19 protein-coding genes and 2 riboswitches are annotated in these 17,956 nt (G+C 66.8%); of the genes, 14 read left to right on the forward strand and 5 right to left on the reverse strand.

The annotated features are described in order from the left end of the window. Window positions 1-8 precede the first annotated feature (8 nt). Complete coding sequence (locus tag ACIQ67_RS09670) at window positions 9-494, reverse strand: hypothetical protein (protein WP_397534155.1); 486 nt, start codon at window positions 492-494, stop codon at window positions 9-11. 158 nt (window positions 495-652) lie between these two features. On the opposite strand from ACIQ67_RS09670, the gene ACIQ67_RS09675 reads away from it, so the two are divergent. The 4 genes from ACIQ67_RS09675 to ACIQ67_RS09690 all read left to right on the forward strand — a co-directional run bounded on the left by ACIQ67_RS09675 (window position 653) and on the right by ACIQ67_RS09690 (window position 4,600). Further along, complete coding sequence (locus ACIQ67_RS09675; RefSeq protein WP_397534156.1) at window positions 653-1,132, forward strand: CreA family protein; 480 nt, start codon at window positions 653-655, stop codon at window positions 1,130-1,132. A 25-nt stretch (window positions 1,133-1,157) separates the two neighbouring features. Further along, window positions 1,158-2,636, forward strand: a complete 1,479-nt coding sequence (locus ACIQ67_RS09680) for an AMP nucleosidase (protein WP_397534157.1) — start codon at window positions 1,158-1,160, stop codon at window positions 2,634-2,636. 31 nt (window positions 2,637-2,667) lie between these two features. Then, window positions 2,668-3,843, forward strand: coding sequence for a GGDEF domain-containing protein (locus tag ACIQ67_RS09685; protein WP_397534158.1), 1,176 nt, complete (start codon window positions 2,668-2,670; stop codon window positions 3,841-3,843). Window positions 3,844-3,949: 106 nt separating this feature from the next. Beyond that, window positions 3,950-4,600 (forward strand): GNAT family N-acetyltransferase, encoded by a 651-nt coding sequence (locus ACIQ67_RS09690; protein WP_397534159.1) that lies wholly within the window; start codon window positions 3,950-3,952, stop codon window positions 4,598-4,600. A gap of 7 nt (window positions 4,601-4,607) precedes the next feature. Here the strand turns inward: ACIQ67_RS09690 and ACIQ67_RS09695 are convergent, their stop codons facing one another. Then, window positions 4,608-5,813 carry a PQQ-dependent sugar dehydrogenase gene (locus ACIQ67_RS09695; protein ID WP_397534160.1) on the reverse strand — a complete coding sequence of 402 codons (1,206 nt, stop codon included), beginning with the start codon at window positions 5,811-5,813 and terminating at the stop codon, window positions 4,608-4,610. Window positions 5,814-5,994: 181 nt separating this feature from the next. Beyond that, a riboswitch (glycine riboswitch) is annotated at window positions 5,995-6,087 on the forward strand. Window position 6,088: 1 nt separating this feature from the next. Further along, window positions 6,089-6,200: riboswitch (glycine riboswitch) on the forward strand. 92 nt (window positions 6,201-6,292) lie between these two features. On the opposite strand from ACIQ67_RS09695, the gene ACIQ67_RS09700 reads away from it, so the two are divergent. Together ACIQ67_RS09700 and fusA are read left to right on the forward strand one after the other, a co-directional pair. Beyond that, window positions 6,293-7,588: a D-amino acid dehydrogenase gene (locus ACIQ67_RS09700; protein WP_397534161.1), complete on the forward strand. Its 1,296-nt coding sequence runs from the start codon at window positions 6,293-6,295 to the stop codon at window positions 7,586-7,588. 113 nt (window positions 7,589-7,701) lie between these two features. Next, complete coding sequence (fusA, locus tag ACIQ67_RS09705) at window positions 7,702-9,795, forward strand: elongation factor G (protein WP_397534162.1); 2,094 nt, start codon at window positions 7,702-7,704, stop codon at window positions 9,793-9,795. A gap of 133 nt (window positions 9,796-9,928) precedes the next feature. Here the strand turns inward: fusA and ACIQ67_RS09710 are convergent, their stop codons facing one another. Next, window positions 9,929-10,543 (reverse strand): SRPBCC domain-containing protein, encoded by a 615-nt coding sequence (locus ACIQ67_RS09710; protein ID WP_397534163.1) that lies wholly within the window; start codon window positions 10,541-10,543, stop codon window positions 9,929-9,931. A 66-nt stretch (window positions 10,544-10,609) separates the two neighbouring features. Between ACIQ67_RS09710 and ACIQ67_RS09715 the strand changes: the two genes are divergently transcribed. The 5 genes from ACIQ67_RS09715 (at window position 10,610) to ACIQ67_RS09735 (ending at window position 13,709) form a co-directional block, all read left to right on the forward strand. Next, complete coding sequence (locus tag ACIQ67_RS09715; RefSeq protein WP_397534164.1) at window positions 10,610-11,191, forward strand: hypothetical protein; 582 nt, start codon at window positions 10,610-10,612, stop codon at window positions 11,189-11,191. 441 nt (window positions 11,192-11,632) lie between these two features. Continuing rightward, window positions 11,633-11,815: a hypothetical protein gene (locus tag ACIQ67_RS09720; protein ID WP_397534165.1), complete on the forward strand. Its 183-nt coding sequence runs from the start codon at window positions 11,633-11,635 to the stop codon at window positions 11,813-11,815. Window positions 11,816-11,845: 30 nt separating this feature from the next. Further along, on the forward strand, window positions 11,846-12,106 hold the full coding sequence (locus ACIQ67_RS09725; RefSeq protein ID WP_397534166.1) for a hypothetical protein: 261 nt from the start codon (window positions 11,846-11,848) through the stop codon (window positions 12,104-12,106). 91 nt (window positions 12,107-12,197) lie between these two features. After that, window positions 12,198-13,040 (forward strand): HDOD domain-containing protein, encoded by an 843-nt coding sequence (locus tag ACIQ67_RS09730; RefSeq protein WP_397534167.1) that lies wholly within the window; start codon window positions 12,198-12,200, stop codon window positions 13,038-13,040. 54 nt (window positions 13,041-13,094) lie between these two features. Beyond that, entirely contained in the window at window positions 13,095-13,709 is a 615-nt protein-coding gene (locus ACIQ67_RS09735; protein ID WP_397534168.1) for a methyltransferase domain-containing protein, read from the forward strand. A gap of 16 nt (window positions 13,710-13,725) precedes the next feature. On the opposite strand, the gene ACIQ67_RS09740 is transcribed toward ACIQ67_RS09735, so the two are convergent. Then, window positions 13,726-14,208 (reverse strand): Lrp/AsnC family transcriptional regulator, encoded by a 483-nt coding sequence (locus tag ACIQ67_RS09740; RefSeq protein WP_397534169.1) that lies wholly within the window; start codon window positions 14,206-14,208, stop codon window positions 13,726-13,728. Window positions 14,209-14,329: 121 nt separating this feature from the next. Between ACIQ67_RS09740 and hppD the strand changes: the two genes are divergently transcribed. After that, window positions 14,330-15,466 carry a 4-hydroxyphenylpyruvate dioxygenase gene (gene hppD / locus ACIQ67_RS09745; RefSeq protein ID WP_397534170.1) on the forward strand — a complete coding sequence of 379 codons (1,137 nt, stop codon included), beginning with the start codon at window positions 14,330-14,332 and terminating at the stop codon, window positions 15,464-15,466. A 70-nt stretch (window positions 15,467-15,536) separates the two neighbouring features. Here hppD and ACIQ67_RS09750 read toward each other — a convergent pair whose 3' ends face one another. Further along, window positions 15,537-16,442: an esterase/lipase family protein gene (locus ACIQ67_RS09750; protein WP_397534171.1), complete on the reverse strand. Its 906-nt coding sequence runs from the start codon at window positions 16,440-16,442 to the stop codon at window positions 15,537-15,539. Window positions 16,443-16,512: 70 nt separating this feature from the next. Between ACIQ67_RS09750 and ACIQ67_RS09755 the strand changes: the two genes are divergently transcribed. Continuing rightward, window positions 16,513-17,247: an FFLEELY motif protein gene (locus ACIQ67_RS09755; RefSeq protein ID WP_397534172.1), complete on the forward strand. Its 735-nt coding sequence runs from the start codon at window positions 16,513-16,515 to the stop codon at window positions 17,245-17,247. Between the two features lie 80 nt (window positions 17,248-17,327). Continuing rightward, window positions 17,328-17,956 (forward strand): AMP-binding protein (locus ACIQ67_RS09760; protein ID WP_397534174.1); only part of this gene is annotated, 629 nt, incomplete at its 3' end.

A 17,956-nucleotide genomic window follows, 5' to 3' on the forward strand; every position in this document is an offset into this window, starting at 1 on the left:
CCTGCTGTTCAGCGCGGCCGCTCGAACTCGGCCTCGATCCAGGCGGTGGCGCTGGCGCGGTTGAGCTTGAAGCCGGGCCGCACCTTGACCTCAGCCAGACGCTCGCCCATCTCGTCATGCGCGCTCAGCAGCGCATAGGGCTCATCCTCATCCGGCACGATGTCCAGCCGCACCTCGATGCTCGCGTCACCGACCGTGACGCGCAGGCTTTGATGCAGCTGCGCATGCAGCTGCTGCTCATGGCGGCGCAGAACTTCCGACGCGGTCTTCACCAGCGTGTTGAATGCATTGATGTCCAGCGGCTTGGGGTTCTTCTTGTCGCGCCCCATGGTCCAGGGCCCGACCAGGGCCGGCTCCGCCTGGCCGGACAGCGTCATCGCCACCGCCCAACCCTCGTCGTCCTCGTTCTTGATCACTTGCGCCGTCCAGCGCGCGTCCTGCCACAGGCGGGGCTCCTGGATGTCGGGGCGGTCTGAGGAGTCGGCGTCGGACATGATGATTGAGCGGCTGGAGGGCAGAGCACTGCGGGGCGCGCAGCATACAGCGCAGTCAGGCCTGCCGCGCGGACCGCCCGTGCTGGCCACTGCCGCGATGCGCTATCGTGCCTGCGATGCGCCGGCTCTTGCCGCCGGCAACCAAGGAGGATTGCACGATGAAGAAGAATGCCAAGCTGCTGGGCGCACTTGCCGGCCTGGGCCTGCTGGTCGCCTGCGTGCAGGCGGAATCGATCGGCGAGGTGGACACGGTTTTTAAGTGGATCGGCCCCGATCACAAGATCGTGGTCGAGGCCTATGACGACCCCAAGGTGACGGGCGTCACCTGCTATGTCTCGCGCGCCAAGACCGGTGGCATCAAGGGTGTACTCGGCCTGGCTGAAGATCGCAGCGAGGCCTCGATCGCCTGCCGCCAGGTCGGCCCCATCGCCATCGCCAAGCCGCTGCCGCAGCAGGAAGAGGTGTTCAGCGAGCGCATCTCGCTGGTGTTCAAGAAGCTGCGCATCGTGCGCATGGTCGATGCCAAGCGCAACACCCTGGTCTACCTGACCTATGCCGAGCGCCTGATCGAGGGCTCGCCGCAGAACAGCGTCACCGCGGTGCCGGTGGACCGGGCCACGCCGATTCCGCTGAAGTAGGGCCGGCTGCCCGCACAATCGGCGCATGGCCATGGAACCCCCATTCTTTGCACCGACCGCGTACGAAACTGCCGAGGCTGCGCTCGCCCAGGCCCAGCGCATCTACAGCGCCAGCACCTGGCACCTGCGCGATGCCTTGCAGCGCTTCGTCGCTGGCGAAGCCATTGGCCGGGTGCGCGCCTGCTACCCCTTTGTCCGCCTGCGCTGCAGCCATGCGCTGGCACGCGGCGGCTCGCGCTTGGCCTATGGCTTCGTGGCCGGCCCGGGCACCTATGAAACCACGCTGACCCGGCCCGATCTGTTCGCCAACTACAACCTCGAACAGTTCCGCCTGCTGCTGCTCAACCATGGCGGCACGCTGGAGGTCGGCAGCAGCAACCAGGCGATCCCGCTGCACTTCGCGCTCGGCGAGGATCAGCATGTGGAGGGCGAGCTCAGCACCGAGCGCCGCCAGCAGCTGCGCGATTGCTTCGACCTGCCCGATCTGGCCGCCATGGACGATGGCATTGCCAACGGCACGCATGAGACGCGACGCGGCGAGCCCGAGCCGCTGTCGCTGTTCACCGCACCGCGCGTGGACTATTCACTGCAGCGCCTGCGGCACTACACCGGCAGCTCGGCCACGCACTTCCAGAACTTCGTGCTGTTCACGAACTACCAGTTCTACATCGACGAGTTCATCCGTCTCGGCCATGAGCTGATGCAGCACGAGCAGGACGACTACGCCGCCTTTGTCGAACCTGGCAATGTGATCACGCGCTGCGGTGCTGCTGCGCAGGCCGAGGGCACGGCGCCGCCGCGCCTGCCGCAGATGCCGGCCTATCACCTGGTGCGCGCGGACGGCAGCGGCATCACGATGGTCAATATCGGCGTCGGCCCGGCCAATGCCAAGACCATGAGTGACCACCTCGCGGTGCTGCGTCCGCATGCCTGGCTGATGCTGGGCCACTGCGCCGGCCTGCGCAACAGCCAGGCTCTGGGCGACTATGTGCTGGCGCATGGCTATGTGCGCGAGGACCATGTGCTGGACGAGGAGCTGCCGCTGTGGGTGCCGATTCCGCCGCTGGCCGAGGTGCAGGTGGCGCTGGAGCAGGCGGTGGCCGAGGTCACCGGCCTGAGCGATGCGGCGCTCAAGCGCGTACTGCGCACCGGCACGGTGGCCTCGACCGACAACCGCAACTGGGAGCTGCTGCCCAAGTCGCTCGACGGCGGCCCGGAGCGGCGTTTCAGTCAGAGCCGCGCGATCGCGCTGGACATGGAGAGCGCCACGCTGGCTGCCAACGGCTTTCGCTTCCGCGTGCCCTACGGCACCCTGCTGTGCGTGTCCGACAAGCCGCTGCATGGCGAGATCAAGCTGCCAGGCATGGCCGACAAGTTCTACCGCCAGCGCGTTGATCAGCACCTGCGCATCGGGCTGCGGGCCGTCGAGCTGCTGCGCGCCCAGGGGCCGGACCGCCTGCACAGCCGCAAGCTGCGCAGCTTTGCCGAGGTGGCCTTCCAGTAGAGTCTGTTGAACCCGATATCGAACGCCCAACATGCACTTCGACCTTCCGACGCTGTTCAGCCTGCTGGCCCTGCAGTCCCTGGTGCTGGCACTGGCGCTGCCGGTGCTGATGGGCTGGCACCAGCTCAGCCCAGGTGGCCGCCACGCCCAGGCCGCGATGACCTTGCACGGTGTGGGCTGGCTGCTGCTGGTGCTGGCGCCGGAGCAGGGCCACCGCTGGGTGGGCGCGCTGGCGATGGCGGCAATCGCCGCTGCGCTGAGCGCGCTGTGGCTCGCCATCGCGCAATGGCTGGGATCGCGGCGCGGCCGGCGCCTGATGCTGGCGCTGCCGGCGCTCGCGGCCCTGCTCTATCTGCTGAGCTTCGGCAGCTTCAGCCTGCGCACCAGCAGCAGCAACGCGCTGTTCTGCGCCCAGCTGCTGTTGCTGTGCCTAGCGCTGATCCAGGCGCCCAAGGGCATGGAGCCGGAGCTGGTGCGCGCCAGCTGGCGCTGGCGCGGCCTGCTGCTGGGCTGTCTGGCCGTGATGGCGCTGCTGACCGGCGGACGCGCCGCGCTGGCCGCCCTGCATGAAGCGGCCTATCCAAGTTTTGCCACGCCCCATCCCCTCAACACGCTGTCCATGGTGCTCAGCGTGCTGGCCGTGCCGCTGACGATGGCCGCAATGCTGGCGGCCTGGCGTGGCGAGGCAGAGAACGCCTTCCAGCGCCTGGCGCAGACCGACGTGCTGACGGGGCTGTGCAACCGCCGCGCCTTCCTGTCACGTTCGGTAGACCACCTCTCGATGGCACGGCGCTACAAAGAGCCGCTGGCGCTGATGATGCTGGACATCGACTTCCTGAAAGCGCTCAACGACAAGCATGGACCGGAGATGGGGGACCGCGCGCTGGCCTTGTTCGGCCGCTGCCTGCAAGAGCAGAAGCGCCTGGGCGACCTGGTCGGCCGTGTCGGCGGCGAGGAATTTGCCGTGCTGATGATGCGATGCGATGCACAAGGCCCCGAGGCCCTGGACAAGCGCTTGCGCGAGGCGCTGGCCCTCAAGGCACCGGCAGAACTGGGCTTTGCGCTGGATTTCAGCGCCGGCTGGGCACGCCTGCGGCATGGCGACCGCGATGTCGAGGACCTGATGCGCCGCGCCGAGACGGCGCTCTATGAAGCCAAACGCACCGGGCGCGGGCGCCTGCTCGCGGAACCAGGGCTGGAGGGCTGAGGTCAAACCCGGCCAATGGGGCTGGCACGCGGCTTGCTCAGGGAAAACCATGCCCCGCCGGGCCCAGAAGGCCCGGGCGGACAAGATCCCTGCGTGAGACCCCGCGATGTTCTTCCGTCAAGCCCAATCCGACATTCCCTCGATCGACCTCGGTTTCCAGGCGGCCCAGTACGAACGCGTTCAACTGCAGCCCGCCGGCCGCCCGGCCCCAGCGCTGCGCGAGCGGCCTGCGCCTGCGGTCAAGAAGCTGGGCAGCGCCGATCTGCACTGGCTGCCCGCCCTGGCCGATCTGCTGATCGACAACGTGCACCACGGCGCCAGCCTGGGCTTTCTTGCACCACTGTCGCGCTATGCCGCGCTGGACTATTGGCACGCGGTATTCGCGCGCCTGGGTCCGCGCCACCATCTGTGGATCGCTTGCGAGGACGAGCAGCCCTCACAGCTGCTGGGTGTGGCGCAGCTGTCGATGTGCCCCTTGGCCAACGCCCACCATCGCGGTGAGGTGCAGGGCCTGATGGTGCACAGCCAGTCGCGTGGCCGCGGCATCGCCAGCCGACTGATGAGCCGGTTGGAATGCGCCGCCTTGGCCCAGGGGCGCACCCTGCTGGTGCTGGACACGCCCGCCGGCTCGCAGGCGGAAGCGGTGTATGCCCATCTGGGCTGGCAGCGCGCCGGCGAGGTGCCCGATTACGACGCCAGCGCCGATGGCCAACTGCACAGCACCGCGCGCTACTACAAGCGCCTGCAGATGCCGTGAACGGGGCTCAGCGCGCCAGGCGCAGCAGCTTGCCGCTGTCGGTCAGCAGCAGCAGCGCACCATCCGGCGCCTGGCGCACATCGCGGAATCGCTCGCCCAGGCTGGCAAACATCACCTCACGCGCGAGCACGGTGTTGCCGGACAGGCTCAGTCGCCACAAGGCCTGACCGGCCAGGGCGCCGGAGAACAGCTGGCCCAGCCACTCAGGAAACATGCGGCCGGTGTAGAACAGTAGGCCGGACGGCGCGATCGATGTGGGCGTCCAGAAAGTCTGCGCTTCGGCATAACTGGGGGCATGCACACCCCCGCCGATGCGGCAGGCCTCGCCCACCGGGTCGCCGTAATTGCAGCCATAGCTGCGCAGCGGCCAGCCGTAGTTGCCGCCTGCCCGCGCGATATTGATCTCGTCACCGCCCTGCGGGCCATGCTCGCTGAGCCACAGCTCGCCGGTCTGCGGATGGATGGCCGCGCCTTGCGGATTGCGGTGGCCGCGGCTCCAGATGCCAGGCAAGGCGCCTGCGCTCCATATCGGGTTGTCGGACGGCAGGCTGCCATCGCGCTGGATGCGCACCACCTTGCCGAGGGTCTGCGCCAGATCCTGCGCCGGGTTGCCCTGCTGACGCTCGCCCAACGTGATGAACAGACTCTTGTCCGCAGCGAAGGCCAGGCGCGCGCCGTAGTGGCCGCTGCCGGCCACCTTGGGCCGCTGGCGGAAGATCACGTTCCATTCCTGCAGCGCATTGCCCACCAGCCGCGCACGCGCCACCACGGTGCCGCTGCGCCCGGCTTCGGCGCCGCTGCCGGGCTCGGAGTAGCTCAGATAGACCCAGGGGCTGCCGGCGAAGTCCGGGTCCAGCGCCACATCGAGCAGACCGCCCTGGCCAGCCGCATCGACCGCGGGCAAGCCACTGAGCGTGGCCAGCAGGCTTTTGCCATCCGCACTCAGGCGCAGCAGCGTGCCGCCGCGCTGCGTGATCAGCAGGCTGCCATCAGGCAAGACCGCCAGCGCCCAGGGACTGGCCAGACCCGTGCGCAAGGTGCTGAGTTGCGGCGGGCCACCCGGTGCAGGTGCAGGTGCAGGTGCAGGTGCTGGTGCAGGTGCTGGTGCTGGTGCTGGTGCTGGTGCTGGCTCGCCACCACCACCACAGGCCACGCCGATTAGGGGCAACAGGCTGGCACAAAGCAGGGAGCGGCGGGAAACAGCGGCGGGCATGGCGGACTCCTGAGCTTTGTGGCGCCGCCAGTCTAGGACGGGTGGCACAGGCCGGCTGCTGCCTTTTCACCCTGTTACCCCAGTCGGCCTTTGGCGTCGCCGCGGCAGCGAGGAGCTTGCCACGACGCGACAGGCCCAGGACGCCGGCGTTGACGCCGCGCAGCGCCGGCCCCTACACTCGCTCCCGGATTCAGGAGAGTGCTGCCGCCCCATGCGACGGCCGCCGAAGGCGCAAGCTCCCATACTCGCTCAGGCCCCGTACTGGATCCGTCAACAAGCCGAATGCTGGAGAGCGTGGTCAGTCAGCTGACCGCCGCCGAAGGAGCAAGGCCGCCATCGGGTGATGGCCGGCTGAATCTCTCAGGTACCGAGGACAGCGGGAGCGGCGCGCGTTTAGCGCTGCACGCTTTCGATGGACTCATACCGTGTCCCGGGCCTGTGCACGCCTGCGCGTGGATCGCGTCAAGGAGTGCCTTTCCATGCACATCATCGTTCTCGGCGCCGGCGTCACCGGCATCACCTCGGCCTGGTACCTGCGTCAAGCCGGCCATGAAGTCACCGTCATCGAACGCCAGCCCGCTGCCGGGCTGGAAACCAGTTTTGCCAACGGCGGCCAGATCTCGGTCTCGCATGCCGAACCCTGGGCCAATCCCGGCGCACCACTGAAGGTGCTGAGGTGGCTGATGAAGGAGGACGCGCCGCTGCTGTTCCGCCTGCGCGCCGACCCCGCGCAATGGCGCTGGGGCCTTGCCTTTCTGCGCGAATGCCTGCCGGGCCGCACTGCGCACAACATCCGCAACATCGTCAGCCTGGGTCTGTACAGCCGCGCCAAGCTGCGCGAGCTGCGCGCCCAGTTGGGCCTGCAGTACGAGCAGCTGGACAAGGGCATCCTGCACTTCTACACCAGCGAGGCCGAGTACGCGGCAGCGCAGGAGCCGGCGCGCATCATGCGCGAGCAGGGCTGCGAGCTGGACATGAAGACGCCCGATGAATGCGTGGCCATCGAGCCGGCGCTGGCGCAATGCCGTGCGCGCATCGTCGGCGGCAGCATGACGCCCAGCGACGAATCCGGTGACGCCCACCGCTTTACCCAAGCCTTGGCGGAGCGCTGCGCGGCAGCCGGTGTCAAGTTTCGCTACGAGACGCGCGTGCTGGGCTTCGCGCGGCACGGCGACGCCATCGACGAGGTGATCTGCGCGAATGCCGCCGGGGTGGTGCAGCGCCTCAAGGCCGATCGCCATCTGCTGTGCCTGGGCTCGTTCAGCCGCGCCTTCGCCCGCGAGTTGGGGGTGGATCTCAACATCTATCCGGCCAAGGGCTACTCGGTCACGCTGCCGGTGACCGCAGCCGAGCACAGCTACCAGGTCTCGCTGACCGATGATGAGTACAAGCTGGTGTTCTCGCGCCTGGGCGACCGCCTGCGCATCGCCGGCACGGCCGAGCTCAATGGCTATGACACGCAGCTGAACCTGCGGCGCTGCGAGGCCATCTTGCGCCGCACCCGCGAGCTGTTCCCGCAGATGAGCGATGGCAGCGGTGCGCAGTTCTGGACCGGCCTGCGCCCGGCGACGCCGTCCAACCTGCCCTATATCGGCCGCAGCCGCGTCAGCAATCTGTTCCTCAACACCGGCCACGGCACGCTGGGCTGGACCCACAGCTGCGGCTCGGGGGCGGCCATCGCCGACATCGTCAGCGGACGGACACCGGCGCTGGACTATGCCTTCACCGGCCTGCCCGCTGGCCGCAGCATCGTGGGGGTGCAGGCGACCGCCTGATCGGACGCTACCCTCTTGCCGCTCAGCGTAGCTTGCCCTACGCTGCCAGTCGGGCCAGGACGCAAGCCCTGGCCCCGCCCGTCAGAGGTTCAGCAAGACCGAAGGAGTGCGCCATGCCCGTCCAGCCCCAAGCCGGCCCCGACGCCAGCCCCCCCAGCGGCGCGGCGCTGCATCCGGGAATCGCCAGGCTGCGCACACTCGCCTTCGTCGGGCCCGCCGGTGCAGGCAAGACCAGCCTGCTCGAAGCTCTGCTGCTGCAGGCTGGCGCCATCGCCACCGCGGGCTCGGTGGAGCGCGGCAACACCGTCAGTGACCACGATCCGCTGGAGCGCCGCATGCAGCACTCGCTGCATGCCTCGGTCGTGCATATAGATCACGCCGGCCTTCGCATCCACGCGGTGGACACCCCGGGCTCGCCCGACTTCATCGGCCAGGCTCTGCCGGCGCTTGAGGCCGCAGATACCGCGGTGGTGGTGATCAACGCGCAGAACGGCATCGAACTGATGGCCTCGCGCATGCTGGAGACTGCGGCCGCGCGCGGGCTGTGCCGGCTGATCGTGGTGAATCGCATCGATGCGCCAGGGGTCGACCTGCCGGGTCTGCTGGCCGCACTGCAGCAGACCTTCGGCCGCGAATGCCTGCCATTGAATCTGCCGGCCGCCGGTGCCGGTCGCGTGCTGGACTGTTTCTTCAACACCGAGGGCAGCAGTGATTTCTCGTCACCCGAGGCGGCGCACCGCGCTTTGGTGGAGCAGGTGGTGGAGGTCGACGCCGGCTTTGTCGAGCGCTACCTCAACGAGGGCGATGTCGATCCGCGCGAGCTGCATGCGCCGCTGGAGCAGGCACTGCGCGAGGGCCACCTGATTCCGGTCTGCTTCACCTCGGCCAAGACCGGCGCCGGCGTGCCCGCGCTCTTGGATGTGATCGAGCGCCTGCTGCCCAATCCGGCCGAAGGCAATCCGCCACAGTTCCTGTCAGGCGAGGGCGACGCCGCTGTGCCGATCACCGCACGACCTGATCCCGAGGCGCATGTGCTGGCCCATGTGTTCAAGATCAATGCCGATCCTTACCTGGGCAAGCTGGCCGTGCTGCGCGTGCATCAGGGCACGCTCAGGCGCAATGCCCAGCTCTTCGTCGGCCATGCGCGCAAGCCCTTTCGGGTCGCCCATCTCTTCATGCTGCAGGGCAAGGAGCATTTGGAGGTCGAGCAGGCGCTGCCGGGCGATCTGTGCGCCATCGCCAAGGTCGATGAGCTGCACTATGACGCCGTGCTGCATGACGCCCAGGAAGATGAGCACATCCATCTGGCGGCACTGGACTTCCCGGTGCCGGTACATGGTCTGGCGGTCAGCCCGCTGCGCCACGGCGATGAGCAACGCCTGTGGGAAATCCTGCATCGGCTGGTCGATGAAGATCCCTGCCTAAAGGTGGAGCATGTGGGCGCCACCAACGAGACCCTGATCTACGGCCTGGGAGAGCTGCATCTGCGCATGCTGCTGGAGCGCCTGCGCGACAGCTACAAGTTCGAGGTGCAGACGCAGCCGCCGCGCATCGCCTACCGCGAGACGATTGCCGCGCCGGCCGAGGGCCATTACCGCCACAAGAAGCAGAGCGGCGGTGCCGGGCAGTTCGGTGAAGTCTGGCTGCGCGTCGAGCCGCTGGCGCGCGGCGCGGGCTTTGAGTTCGTGGATGCGGTCAAAGGCGGCACCATCCCCGGCCAGTTCATGCCGGCGGTAGAGAAAGGCGTGCGCGCCGCGCTGGCCAGCGGCGCGGTGGCCGGCTTTCCGCTGGTGGACCTGCGAGTGACCGTCTTCGACGGCAAGCACCATTCGGTGGACAGCAAGGAAATCGCCTTCGTCACCGCCGGCCAGCGGGCGCTGATTGCTGCGGTGAAGGAAGCAAGGCCCGTGGTGATTGAGCCTCTGGTGCATGTGGAGATCCTGGCGCCCGAGGCTGCGATGGGCGACATCACCGGCGATCTGGCCGCACGCCGCGGCCAGGTCAGCGGCACCCGTGCCGCCGTACCCGGTGTGATCACGGTGCAGGGGCTGGCACCACTGGCCGAGTTGGCCAGCTACCAGACGCGCCTGAACGCGATGACGGCCGGCCAAGGCCGCTACACCATCGCGCTATCGCACTACGAGGCGGTGCCGCCGCAGGTGCAGAGCCAGCTGATGTCGAGCTACAAGGTCAAGGACGAGGACTAAGAGCGGCAAACATGACCCTTCTGGCGTCGTTGCCCTGACCGGCCGTAGCAGCTGCATGAACTGTCTGCGCCAGGATGCCTAGCCAGAACCGCTTCTCTTGGTTTTGCTAGCCACTCTAATGCGCGCCCCGGCCTCAGCGCTGGGCGGCCGAGGCCGCCGCGCCGGCTGAAGTTGCCGCCTGCGCAGCCCTCGCCTGAGCTCGCCAGCGCTCCAATTGGGCCAGCCATTCGGTCCAATCCTGCGGACCGCTGTCGTAGCGTTTCTTCAGGTTGTTCAGCACGTTGGCCCAGGCGCGGTCGAAGTAAGCGTAGGCCTGGTCCCACTCGCCCCCATCGCCCCAGCCGGTGTGGTGCAGCGTGACACGCGTCTGGCCTTCGCTAGCCGGCTCGAAGCGCACCGTGACGAAGGTGCGCTGCGAGCGCACCTGAGGCAGATGCGGCGGCGCGTTCCAGTCGAAGCTGATCATCTTCATCGGCTGCAATGCCATGAAACGCATGTCATCGGCGCCTTTGTTGCCGGGAACTGCGCCTGGGTCCATATAGATCTGGAAGGCACCACCGACTTTGGGCTCGATCCTGGCGTCCGGCGCAAAGAAGGCGACGATGCCCTCGCGCGTGGTCCAGCTTTGCCAAGCCTGCTCCAGGCTCGCCTTGATGATCACTTCTTTATCAAGTGCTCGTTCAAGCGCATGGACTGGCGACAGGCTGGCCAGCATCAGAAACAGAGCAAACAGCTGACGCATTTGCATGGGCACCTCACTGAAGATGGCGCCTAGGCGCCTCGGCTTGGGTGAACGCAGCTTTATCATACGGACATGTCAATCGCTCCCCGGGATGTCGCCCAGATTCGCTTGGACAACGCGATGTTCCTGTTCGAAGAATTCGTCACCGCAACGATCAAGCATCCCGATGCCGCCACCCTGCGCGGGCTCGAGCGCCGCTTTGCCGAGCGCCTGCAGATCCAGCCCAGCTACTGGAGCCAGATCAAGAGCCGCTCGCGCCAGATCGGCGAGAGGCTGGCCCGCCAGTTCGAGCAGCTCTGCCACAAGCCCACGGGCTGGATGGACCAGGAGCATCGACTGGCCGGCGCTGCGGCAGCGCCGGACGAGGCCACGCCCAGCGTGCCGCAGGACGACGATGAACGCTTCATCGTCGGCCTGGTGCTGACCTACTACCGGCGCCACCCGCAGCGCGCGCGCACGCGCCTGCTGGATCTGCTGGGCGAGGTGCTGACGCCCAGCGCTGCAGCCGTGCCGCCTGCATCTGCCGCAGCGCCCGCAGGCAAGGCAACGGCCAAGCTGGCGCCAGCACCCAAAGCCTCACCAGCCGCCGACGATGCCGTGGACGCCTGGCGGCGCCTGCAGCAAGGCATCGCGCCGCTAAAGGGCAAGAAGTGACCCCCTAGTTCGCCGGAGCGGATTTAGATAAAAAACACTTGCGCAAGATAATCAATCGTTTATCATCTGCGCAAGTCACGGCGGGGTTCTCCGTGGCGAAGCTTCACCTTTCAGCCCAACGCCTCAACCCGGAGCCCCGGCTTCGCGGCACTGCCGGAGAGCGCTGACGCCCGAACCAGGCTCAGCGACTCACGCCAGCCGCCCGCGACGCACCGCCGGCTCCTACACCGCCCAGCCCCGGGGCGGAGATTTCCTGGCCTCGCCCTTCGCGTCAGCGCGCCGGCAGGCATTCGCAGTCGTCATATTCATCAGCACGCCCGCCGGGCATTGCCGTCGCCGCCGCGCACCGGTTCAGCCGCCGCATGGTTGCGCCGACCCAGACGCCATGTCCAGCGAGCAAGAACGCGGGTCATTTCAATTGCCCGCAAGGAGTTCAGTCCTATGGCCCAGTTCATTTCACCGCGCCCGCTGCGCCTGCAGCAGAGCAAGCCGCGCAATCCCCTGGTGGCCCCCAGTCTGATGCGTCAGGCCGGCCGCCACGGCGGTGCGCGAAAGACCCAGCGCCAGAGCGCGCAACGCGCGCTGCGACAGGAGTTGCAGCGCCACAGCGATCAAAGCCCCTGAACCGGGGCAGGAAAACCGGGAGAGAAAGACATGACACGCATCCACACCCTGCGTCAGTGGCCCGAGCCGGCCCTGACTGCGCCCCTTGGCTGGCGCCGCCGCACAGCGCGCACACTGCTCCGCGCAAGCCTGGGATTGACCCAGTTGGCGGTGCGGCTGAGCCTGGTGCCGGCACGCAAGCACCGCGCGCCGCCCGAGATCGAGTTCTACGCTGAGGCCGGCGCGCCCGAGGGGGCGCTGTACGTCGACGGGCACTTCATTGGCACCTTGCCTGGCGTGACGCGGTTGTAATGCACGCTTTGCGCCGGCGCGGGGTAGGAGCGATTCAAGTCGCCGGGGTGGACGTCGATATACGATTACCGCCACCGCGAAACGAAAGCGCATGAACGCTCCCGCCCCCTTCCAGCCCTTGCGTCGGCCCCTGCCGGACTTGGCCGCGTGGACGGCCTCCTTCCGGGATGCAGAGATCCCGGTGCTGGCCGCCACGGCCGAGTCGCTGGAGCTGATGCGTGCGAATGAGGATGCGGTCGACGCCAACAGCCTGGGCGAGATCATCGCCACCGACCCGCTGATGACGCTCAAGGTGCTGGCCTACGCTGCGGCCCATCGCTCCAGCCGCCTGGTGACCGACGCCGAGACCGTGACGGCAGCGCTGGTGCTGATGGGCATCACGCCTTTCTTCAATGCCTTCGGTCCGCAACCGACCGTTGAGGACAGGCTGAGCAACCAACCTGAAGCGCTGGCGGGCCTGCAGCGCGTGCTGCGCCGCGCCGACCGCGCGGCGCGCTTCGCGCTGGCCTTTGCCGTGCATCGGCTCGACCATGACGCCGCGGTGATTCACAGCGCGGCGATGCTGCACGATTTCGCCGAAATGCTGCTCTGGTGCCATGCGCCTGATCTGGCCTTGGATGTCCGCCATCGCCAGCAGGCGGATCGGCAGCTGCGCAGCGCCGCCGTGCAGCGTCAAGTGCTCAATGTGGAGCTCGGCGATCTTGAGCAGTCCTTGATGCATGCCTGGCACCTGCCTGAACTGCTGACGCACATCACCGACGACAAGCGTGATCACGATCCGCAGGTGCAGATGGTGAAGCTCGCCGTGCGCCTGGCGCGGCACACCGCCGACGGCTGGGATGACGCCGCGGTGCCGGACGATGTCATCGATATCGCCAAGCTGCTCAATATGGGCATCGAGCCGACCCGGCATCTGCTTGAAGAGTTGGACTGAGTTCGCCCGAAGCCAAGAGCAGTGCGGAGCACCCGCTGCCGTAGACTGCTGACCATGGTTGGCCCCTCCCTCGATTTTTGGCAACGCCGCTTCGAAACCGGGCAGACGCCCTGGGACCGCGGCGACCCGCACCCGCAACTGGCGCGCTGGCTCGATCAGCGGCTGATCACGCCCGAGCATCAGGTGCTGGTGCCAGGCTGTGGCAGCGGCCATGAGTTGTTGGCCCTGGCCAGCGCTGGCGTGCCCGCCTTGGGTTTGGACTATGCGCCCGCCGCCGTGGCCCTCGCTCGCCAGCGCCTGACTGAGCTGAAGCTGCCTGGCGCGGCGGTCGAACAGGCCGATGTGCTGCACTGGCAACCGGAGGCACCGCTGCGGCGCGTCTATGAGCAGACCTGCCTGTGTGCCTTGCATCCCGATCACTGGAGCGCCTATGCACGGCAGCTGCATGCCTGGCTCGCGCCGGGCGGACTGCTGCTGGCCTTGTTCATGCAGGCGCGTCGCGCCAGTGCCGACGAGGGCCTAGTCGAAGGACCGCCCTATCACTGCGATATCAACGCGATGCGGGCGCTATTCCCAGCGGAGCGCTGGGAGTGGCCGGCGCCGCCCTATGTCGGCGTCGCGCACGCCCAGGGCTGGCACGAACTGCCGGTGGTGCTGCGACGGCGCTGAGCGCGCCACCGGCGAATCACAGCGGCACTGCCGTGGTTTTCTTGACGCGGTCCAGCACGAAGCTGGTCTTGCAGTCCTGCACGCTGGGGTGCTTGAGCAGGGTCTCGCTGATGAAGCGCGCATAGTGCGCCATGTCCTGCACCATCACACGCAGCAGGTAGTCCATCTCGCCGGTCAGCGCGGCGCATTCCACCACCTCGGGCCAGGTCTGCACTGCGGCCTTGAAGAGGTCCATCGGATTGCGCTTGTGGCTCTCGGTGTGCTTTTCCAGACGAACATTCAGATACGCCGTCAGGCCCAACCCCACGCGCTCCGGCGAGACCAGGGCGACGTAGGCAGCAATCACGCCAGCTTCCTCAAGCCGCCGCACACGCCGCAGCACGGCCGAGGCGGAGAGATTGACCTCGGCAGCCAAGGCGTCATTGGTCAGCCGGCCATCGACCTGCAAGGCCTTGAGAAGGCGCCGATCAATCGCATCAAGCTGGATTTCATTGGGCATACACGTCATTTTGCAGGAAAGCTGCGCAACTTGGCCAGACGACGCCCGAAGTCGCATGATTCCTGCGCGGTGCGAGACCTACAGTCTTGATCCATCGCAAGACCGGCAACAGGAGACACGCATGGCCGCTTTCACCCCCTGGGACAACCCGATGGGCACCGATGGATTCGAGTTCATCGAGTTTGCCGCCCCCGATCCGGCCGCACTGGGCCAGCTTTTCGAGACCATGGGCTTCACCGCCGTGGCCAAGCACCGCCACAAGAACGTGACGCTGTATCGCCAAGGCGGCGTCAACTTCATCATCAACGCCGAGAGTGACTCCTTCGCGCAGCGCTTTGCGCGCCTGCACGGGCCCTCGATCTGCGCGATTGCCTTCCGGGTCAAGGACGCTGCGAGCGCCTATCAGCGCGCGCTGGAACTCGGCGCCTGGGGCTTTGACAACAAGGCCGGCCCGATGGAGCTGAACATTCCGGCCATCAAGGGCATCGGCGATTCGCTGATCTATTTCGTCGACCGCTGGCAAGGCAAGAACGGCGCCACCCCTGGCTCGATCGGCAACATCAGCATCTACGACGTGGACTTTGTGCCGCTGCTCGACGCCGCCGGCCAGCCGGTCAACGCGAACCCGGTGGGCCATGGCCTGACCTATATCGACCACCTCACGCACAACGTCTTCCGCGGTCGCATGAAGGAATGGGCCGAGTTCTATGAGCGCTTCTTCAACTTCCGCGAAGTGCGCTACTTCGACATCGAAGGCAAGCTGACCGGCCTGAAGAGCAAGGCCATGACCAGCCCCTGCGGCAAGATCCGCATCCCGATCAACGAGAGCAGCGACGACAAGAGCCAGATCGCCGAGTACCTGGACCTGTACCACGGCGAAGGCATCCAGCACGTCGCCTTGGGCACTGACAACATCTACACCACGGTCGAGGGCATGAACGGCAGCGGCGTGGTGTTCCAGGACACCATCGACACATATTTCGATCTGATCGACAAGCGCCTGCCCGGGCATGGTGAATCGGTCGAGAACCTGCGGCGTCTGCGCATCCTGATCGACGGCGCGGCCCACCTGGGCGCCGAGAAGGAACTGCTGCTGCAGATCTTCACCAAGGAGGTGATCGGCCCGATCTTCTTCGAGCTGATCCAGCGCAAGGGCAATGAAGGTTTCGGCGAGGGCAACTTCAAGGCCCTGTTCGAGAGCATCGAGCTCGACCAGATCCGCCGCGGCGTGTTGAAGGACGAGCCGGCTTCGGCCTGATCGACCTCGGCTGCCCCTTCGACAAGGCCCCGCCCGTTGTTGCAACGCGCGGGGCCTTTTGCTTGCAGTTTCAGCGGCCTGCGCCCAAGCCTTCAGCCTCGTCCAGCCGTTGCAACACAAGTGCGTAGCTTTGCGGCGCAAAAGCAAGCCCAAGGTGGCCGAGGTGCGGCAGCAGGCTGACCCGCGCGCCGGGCAACACGGCGGTCTCAGCCGGGAACACGATCTGGTCTTCACGGCTGTAGACGCAGTCGAACTGCTGATAAACCGCGGCCGACTCGTGGGCCGCGAGACCGTTCAGCCATGGGCTGTCGCGTCTCATCTGCCGACCGTTGGTGGTGTGCGAGAGATGGGCCAGCGCGGTGCCGGCGTGTGGCGTGCCCAGCGTCACGACAGCCTGCACCCGGCCCGTGCGCCCATACCGGCGCAGCCAAGCACGCGCCGCCAGCCCTCCCATGCTGTGGCCCACGATCAGCGGCGGTCGGCCCGGGCTTGAACGCTCCAAGGCCTGAAGGGCGGCCTCGATCGAATCGGCATATGCATCGATGCTGCCGTAGGCGGGTTCCAGCGTCAGGGCGATAAAGGGGTTGCCGCGACGGCGCAGCAGGCGCATCCAGGGATTCCACAGGCCACGATTGCAGCTGAAGCCGTGCAAGAGCAGCAGGCCCGGTTTGTCGCAGGCCTCGGGCAGGTAGTCTGCCAAGGCCTGCGATGCAAAGGGTTGCTGCCAGCTGAAGAGCCGCTCGCAGATCCAGACCTCGATCCACCACGCGTGCAAGGCCGCCAGCCATCGCCGCGGTTCCAGCAGGTGAGGAAAGATGAAGCGCGGCAGCATCAACGCGGCCCAGCCCCAGCCGACCAGCAGCAGCCAGCCCAAGCCTTCGGCGATGCTTTGGCCGGCCCGCCAGGACCACAGCAGGACCGTCAGGCACGCCGCGAGGCGCAGCAAGGCCAGCAGTTGTTGCAGACGCGCGTTCATCGACAGCCTCTCCCTCTTGAGCGGGCAGTGTAGACGGCACAATCAACGCAATGAACTGCCCGACACGCCGATGAGCCAGCCCGTCCCAGAGCAGATCCTCGACTGGCTGCAACATGTAGCCGAGCAGCGGCGACTGCGCAAGGTCACCCCGGGGCTGGAGCATGATGTGGAACGACTCAAGCTCTATCAGCAGCAGCGTTTCACACGCAGCTATGGCGATCTGCTGGCCAACCCGCGCTATGCCGCAGCGGCCCGTTTCTTTCTTGAAGAGCTATATGGGCCGGGCGACTTCACCCGCCGTGATGCGCAATTTGCGCGCGTGGTGCCGGCGCTGGCCCGGCTGTTCCCAAGCGAGGTGGTCGCGACCGTAGCCCACCTGGCAGAGCTGCACGCGATTTCTGAGCGGCTCGATACCGAGATGGCGCGGCATCTGAACGGCGCGCCGCCCCAACCCGCGCGCTACGCCCATGCCTGGCAGGCCACCCGGCTGCCAGAGCTGCGGCAACAGCAGATCGACCTGACGATGGCCGTGGGCCAGGCACTTGATGCCTATACCCGCAAGCCGCTGCTGCGCCAAGCGCTGCGCATGATGCGAGGCCCAGCGGCAGCGGCCGGGCTCGGCGAGCTGCAGCATTTCCTGGAAACCGGCTTTGATACCTTCAAAGCCATGAAGGGTGCGCAACACTTCCTGTCAACCGTGCGACAGCGTGAGGAAAACCTCGCGAGCGCTTTGTTTCGCTGTGATCCCGAGGCCTTGGCCGGGGCTTGTCCCCCAGGTGACGATCCATTGGGGCAATTACCCTAACCTGCGGGGACGGCCTGCCGCGACCATGCACAGGTGAACAAAACAGGCGCATCAGACGCCAAGGAGACATCGTGCAGGACCTGGCGCATGAGACCTTGAAAACAGCCTCGCCCGAGACGGCCGCATCCAAACCTTGGCTGCAGTCCTACCCGCCAGGCGTCCCATTCGAGATTGACCCCGGCGAGTACAACTCGCTGGTCGAGCTTCTCGAGGAGTCGTTCCGCAAGCACGCCTCGCGTGACGCTGCCGTCTGTATGGACCAACGTCTGACCTTCGGCCAGATTGACAGCATGTCGCAGTCACTCGGCGCCTGGCTGCAGTCGCGTGGCCTTGAGCGTGGCGCCCGCGTCGCCATCATGATGCCCAACGTCCTGCAGTACATGGTGGCGATTGCAGCCATCTTGCGCGCTGGCTACACCGTGGTTAACGTGAACCCGCTCTACACCCCACGTGAGCTGGCGCATCAGCTCAAGGACTCCGGGGCGCAGGCCATCGTCATCCTTGAGAACTTCGCGATGACGCTTGAGGAGGTGATCGACCAGACCGATGTCAAGCATGTGGTGCTGGCTTCGCTTGGCGACCTGCTGGGCTGGTGGCGCGGGCCCATGATCAACTTTGCGATCCGCCATCTGAAGAAGATGGTGCCGGAGTTCCGCCTGCCGACCGATCAGGGGCGCTGTGTCGTGCGCTTCAACCGGGCGCTGGAAGA

The organism is Roseateles sp. (genome assembly GCF_044373315.1).
Taxonomy (GTDB): domain Bacteria; phylum Pseudomonadota; class Gammaproteobacteria; order Burkholderiales; family Burkholderiaceae_C; genus JACDQM01.

What these genes read in the sequence shown, in the direction of transcription:
- ACIQ67_RS09735 (WP_397534168.1), top strand. Translation starts at nt 13,095, where the DNA reads ATGGTTGGCCCCTCCCTCGATTTTTGGCAACGCCGCTTCGAAACCGGG.
- ACIQ67_RS09680 (WP_397534157.1), top strand. Translation starts at nt 1,158, where the DNA reads ATGGCCATGGAACCCCCATTCTTTGCACCGACCGCGTACGAAACTGCC.
- ACIQ67_RS09685 (WP_397534158.1), top strand. Translation starts at nt 2,668, where the DNA reads ATGCACTTCGACCTTCCGACGCTGTTCAGCCTGCTGGCCCTGCAGTCC.
- ACIQ67_RS09720 (WP_397534165.1), top strand. Translation starts at nt 11,633, where the DNA reads ATGGCCCAGTTCATTTCACCGCGCCCGCTGCGCCTGCAGCAGAGCAAG.
- ACIQ67_RS09730 (WP_397534167.1), top strand. Translation starts at nt 12,198, where the DNA reads ATGAACGCTCCCGCCCCCTTCCAGCCCTTGCGTCGGCCCCTGCCGGAC.
- ACIQ67_RS09695 (WP_397534160.1), bottom strand. Translation starts at nt 5,813, where the DNA reads ATGCCCGCCGCTGTTTCCCGCCGCTCCCTGCTTTGTGCCAGCCTGTTG.
- ACIQ67_RS09750 (WP_397534171.1), bottom strand. Translation starts at nt 16,442, where the DNA reads ATGAACGCGCGTCTGCAACAACTGCTGGCCTTGCTGCGCCTCGCGGCG.
- ACIQ67_RS09755 (WP_397534172.1), top strand. Translation starts at nt 16,513, where the DNA reads ATGAGCCAGCCCGTCCCAGAGCAGATCCTCGACTGGCTGCAACATGTA.
- ACIQ67_RS09690 (WP_397534159.1), top strand. Translation starts at nt 3,950, where the DNA reads ATGTTCTTCCGTCAAGCCCAATCCGACATTCCCTCGATCGACCTCGGT.
- ACIQ67_RS09710 (WP_397534163.1), bottom strand. Translation starts at nt 10,543, where the DNA reads ATGCAAATGCGTCAGCTGTTTGCTCTGTTTCTGATGCTGGCCAGCCTG.
- fusA (WP_397534162.1), top strand. Translation starts at nt 7,702, where the DNA reads ATGCCCGTCCAGCCCCAAGCCGGCCCCGACGCCAGCCCCCCCAGCGGC.
- ACIQ67_RS09725 (WP_397534166.1), top strand. Translation starts at nt 11,846, where the DNA reads ATGACACGCATCCACACCCTGCGTCAGTGGCCCGAGCCGGCCCTGACT.
- ACIQ67_RS09675 (WP_397534156.1), top strand. Translation starts at nt 653, where the DNA reads ATGAAGAAGAATGCCAAGCTGCTGGGCGCACTTGCCGGCCTGGGCCTG.
- ACIQ67_RS09670 (WP_397534155.1), bottom strand. Translation starts at nt 494, where the DNA reads ATGTCCGACGCCGACTCCTCAGACCGCCCCGACATCCAGGAGCCCCGC.
- hppD (WP_397534170.1), top strand. Translation starts at nt 14,330, where the DNA reads ATGGCCGCTTTCACCCCCTGGGACAACCCGATGGGCACCGATGGATTC.
- ACIQ67_RS09700 (WP_397534161.1), top strand. Translation starts at nt 6,293, where the DNA reads ATGCACATCATCGTTCTCGGCGCCGGCGTCACCGGCATCACCTCGGCC.
- ACIQ67_RS09715 (WP_397534164.1), top strand. Translation starts at nt 10,610, where the DNA reads ATGTCAATCGCTCCCCGGGATGTCGCCCAGATTCGCTTGGACAACGCG.
- ACIQ67_RS09740 (WP_397534169.1), bottom strand. Translation starts at nt 14,208, where the DNA reads ATGCCCAATGAAATCCAGCTTGATGCGATTGATCGGCGCCTTCTCAAG.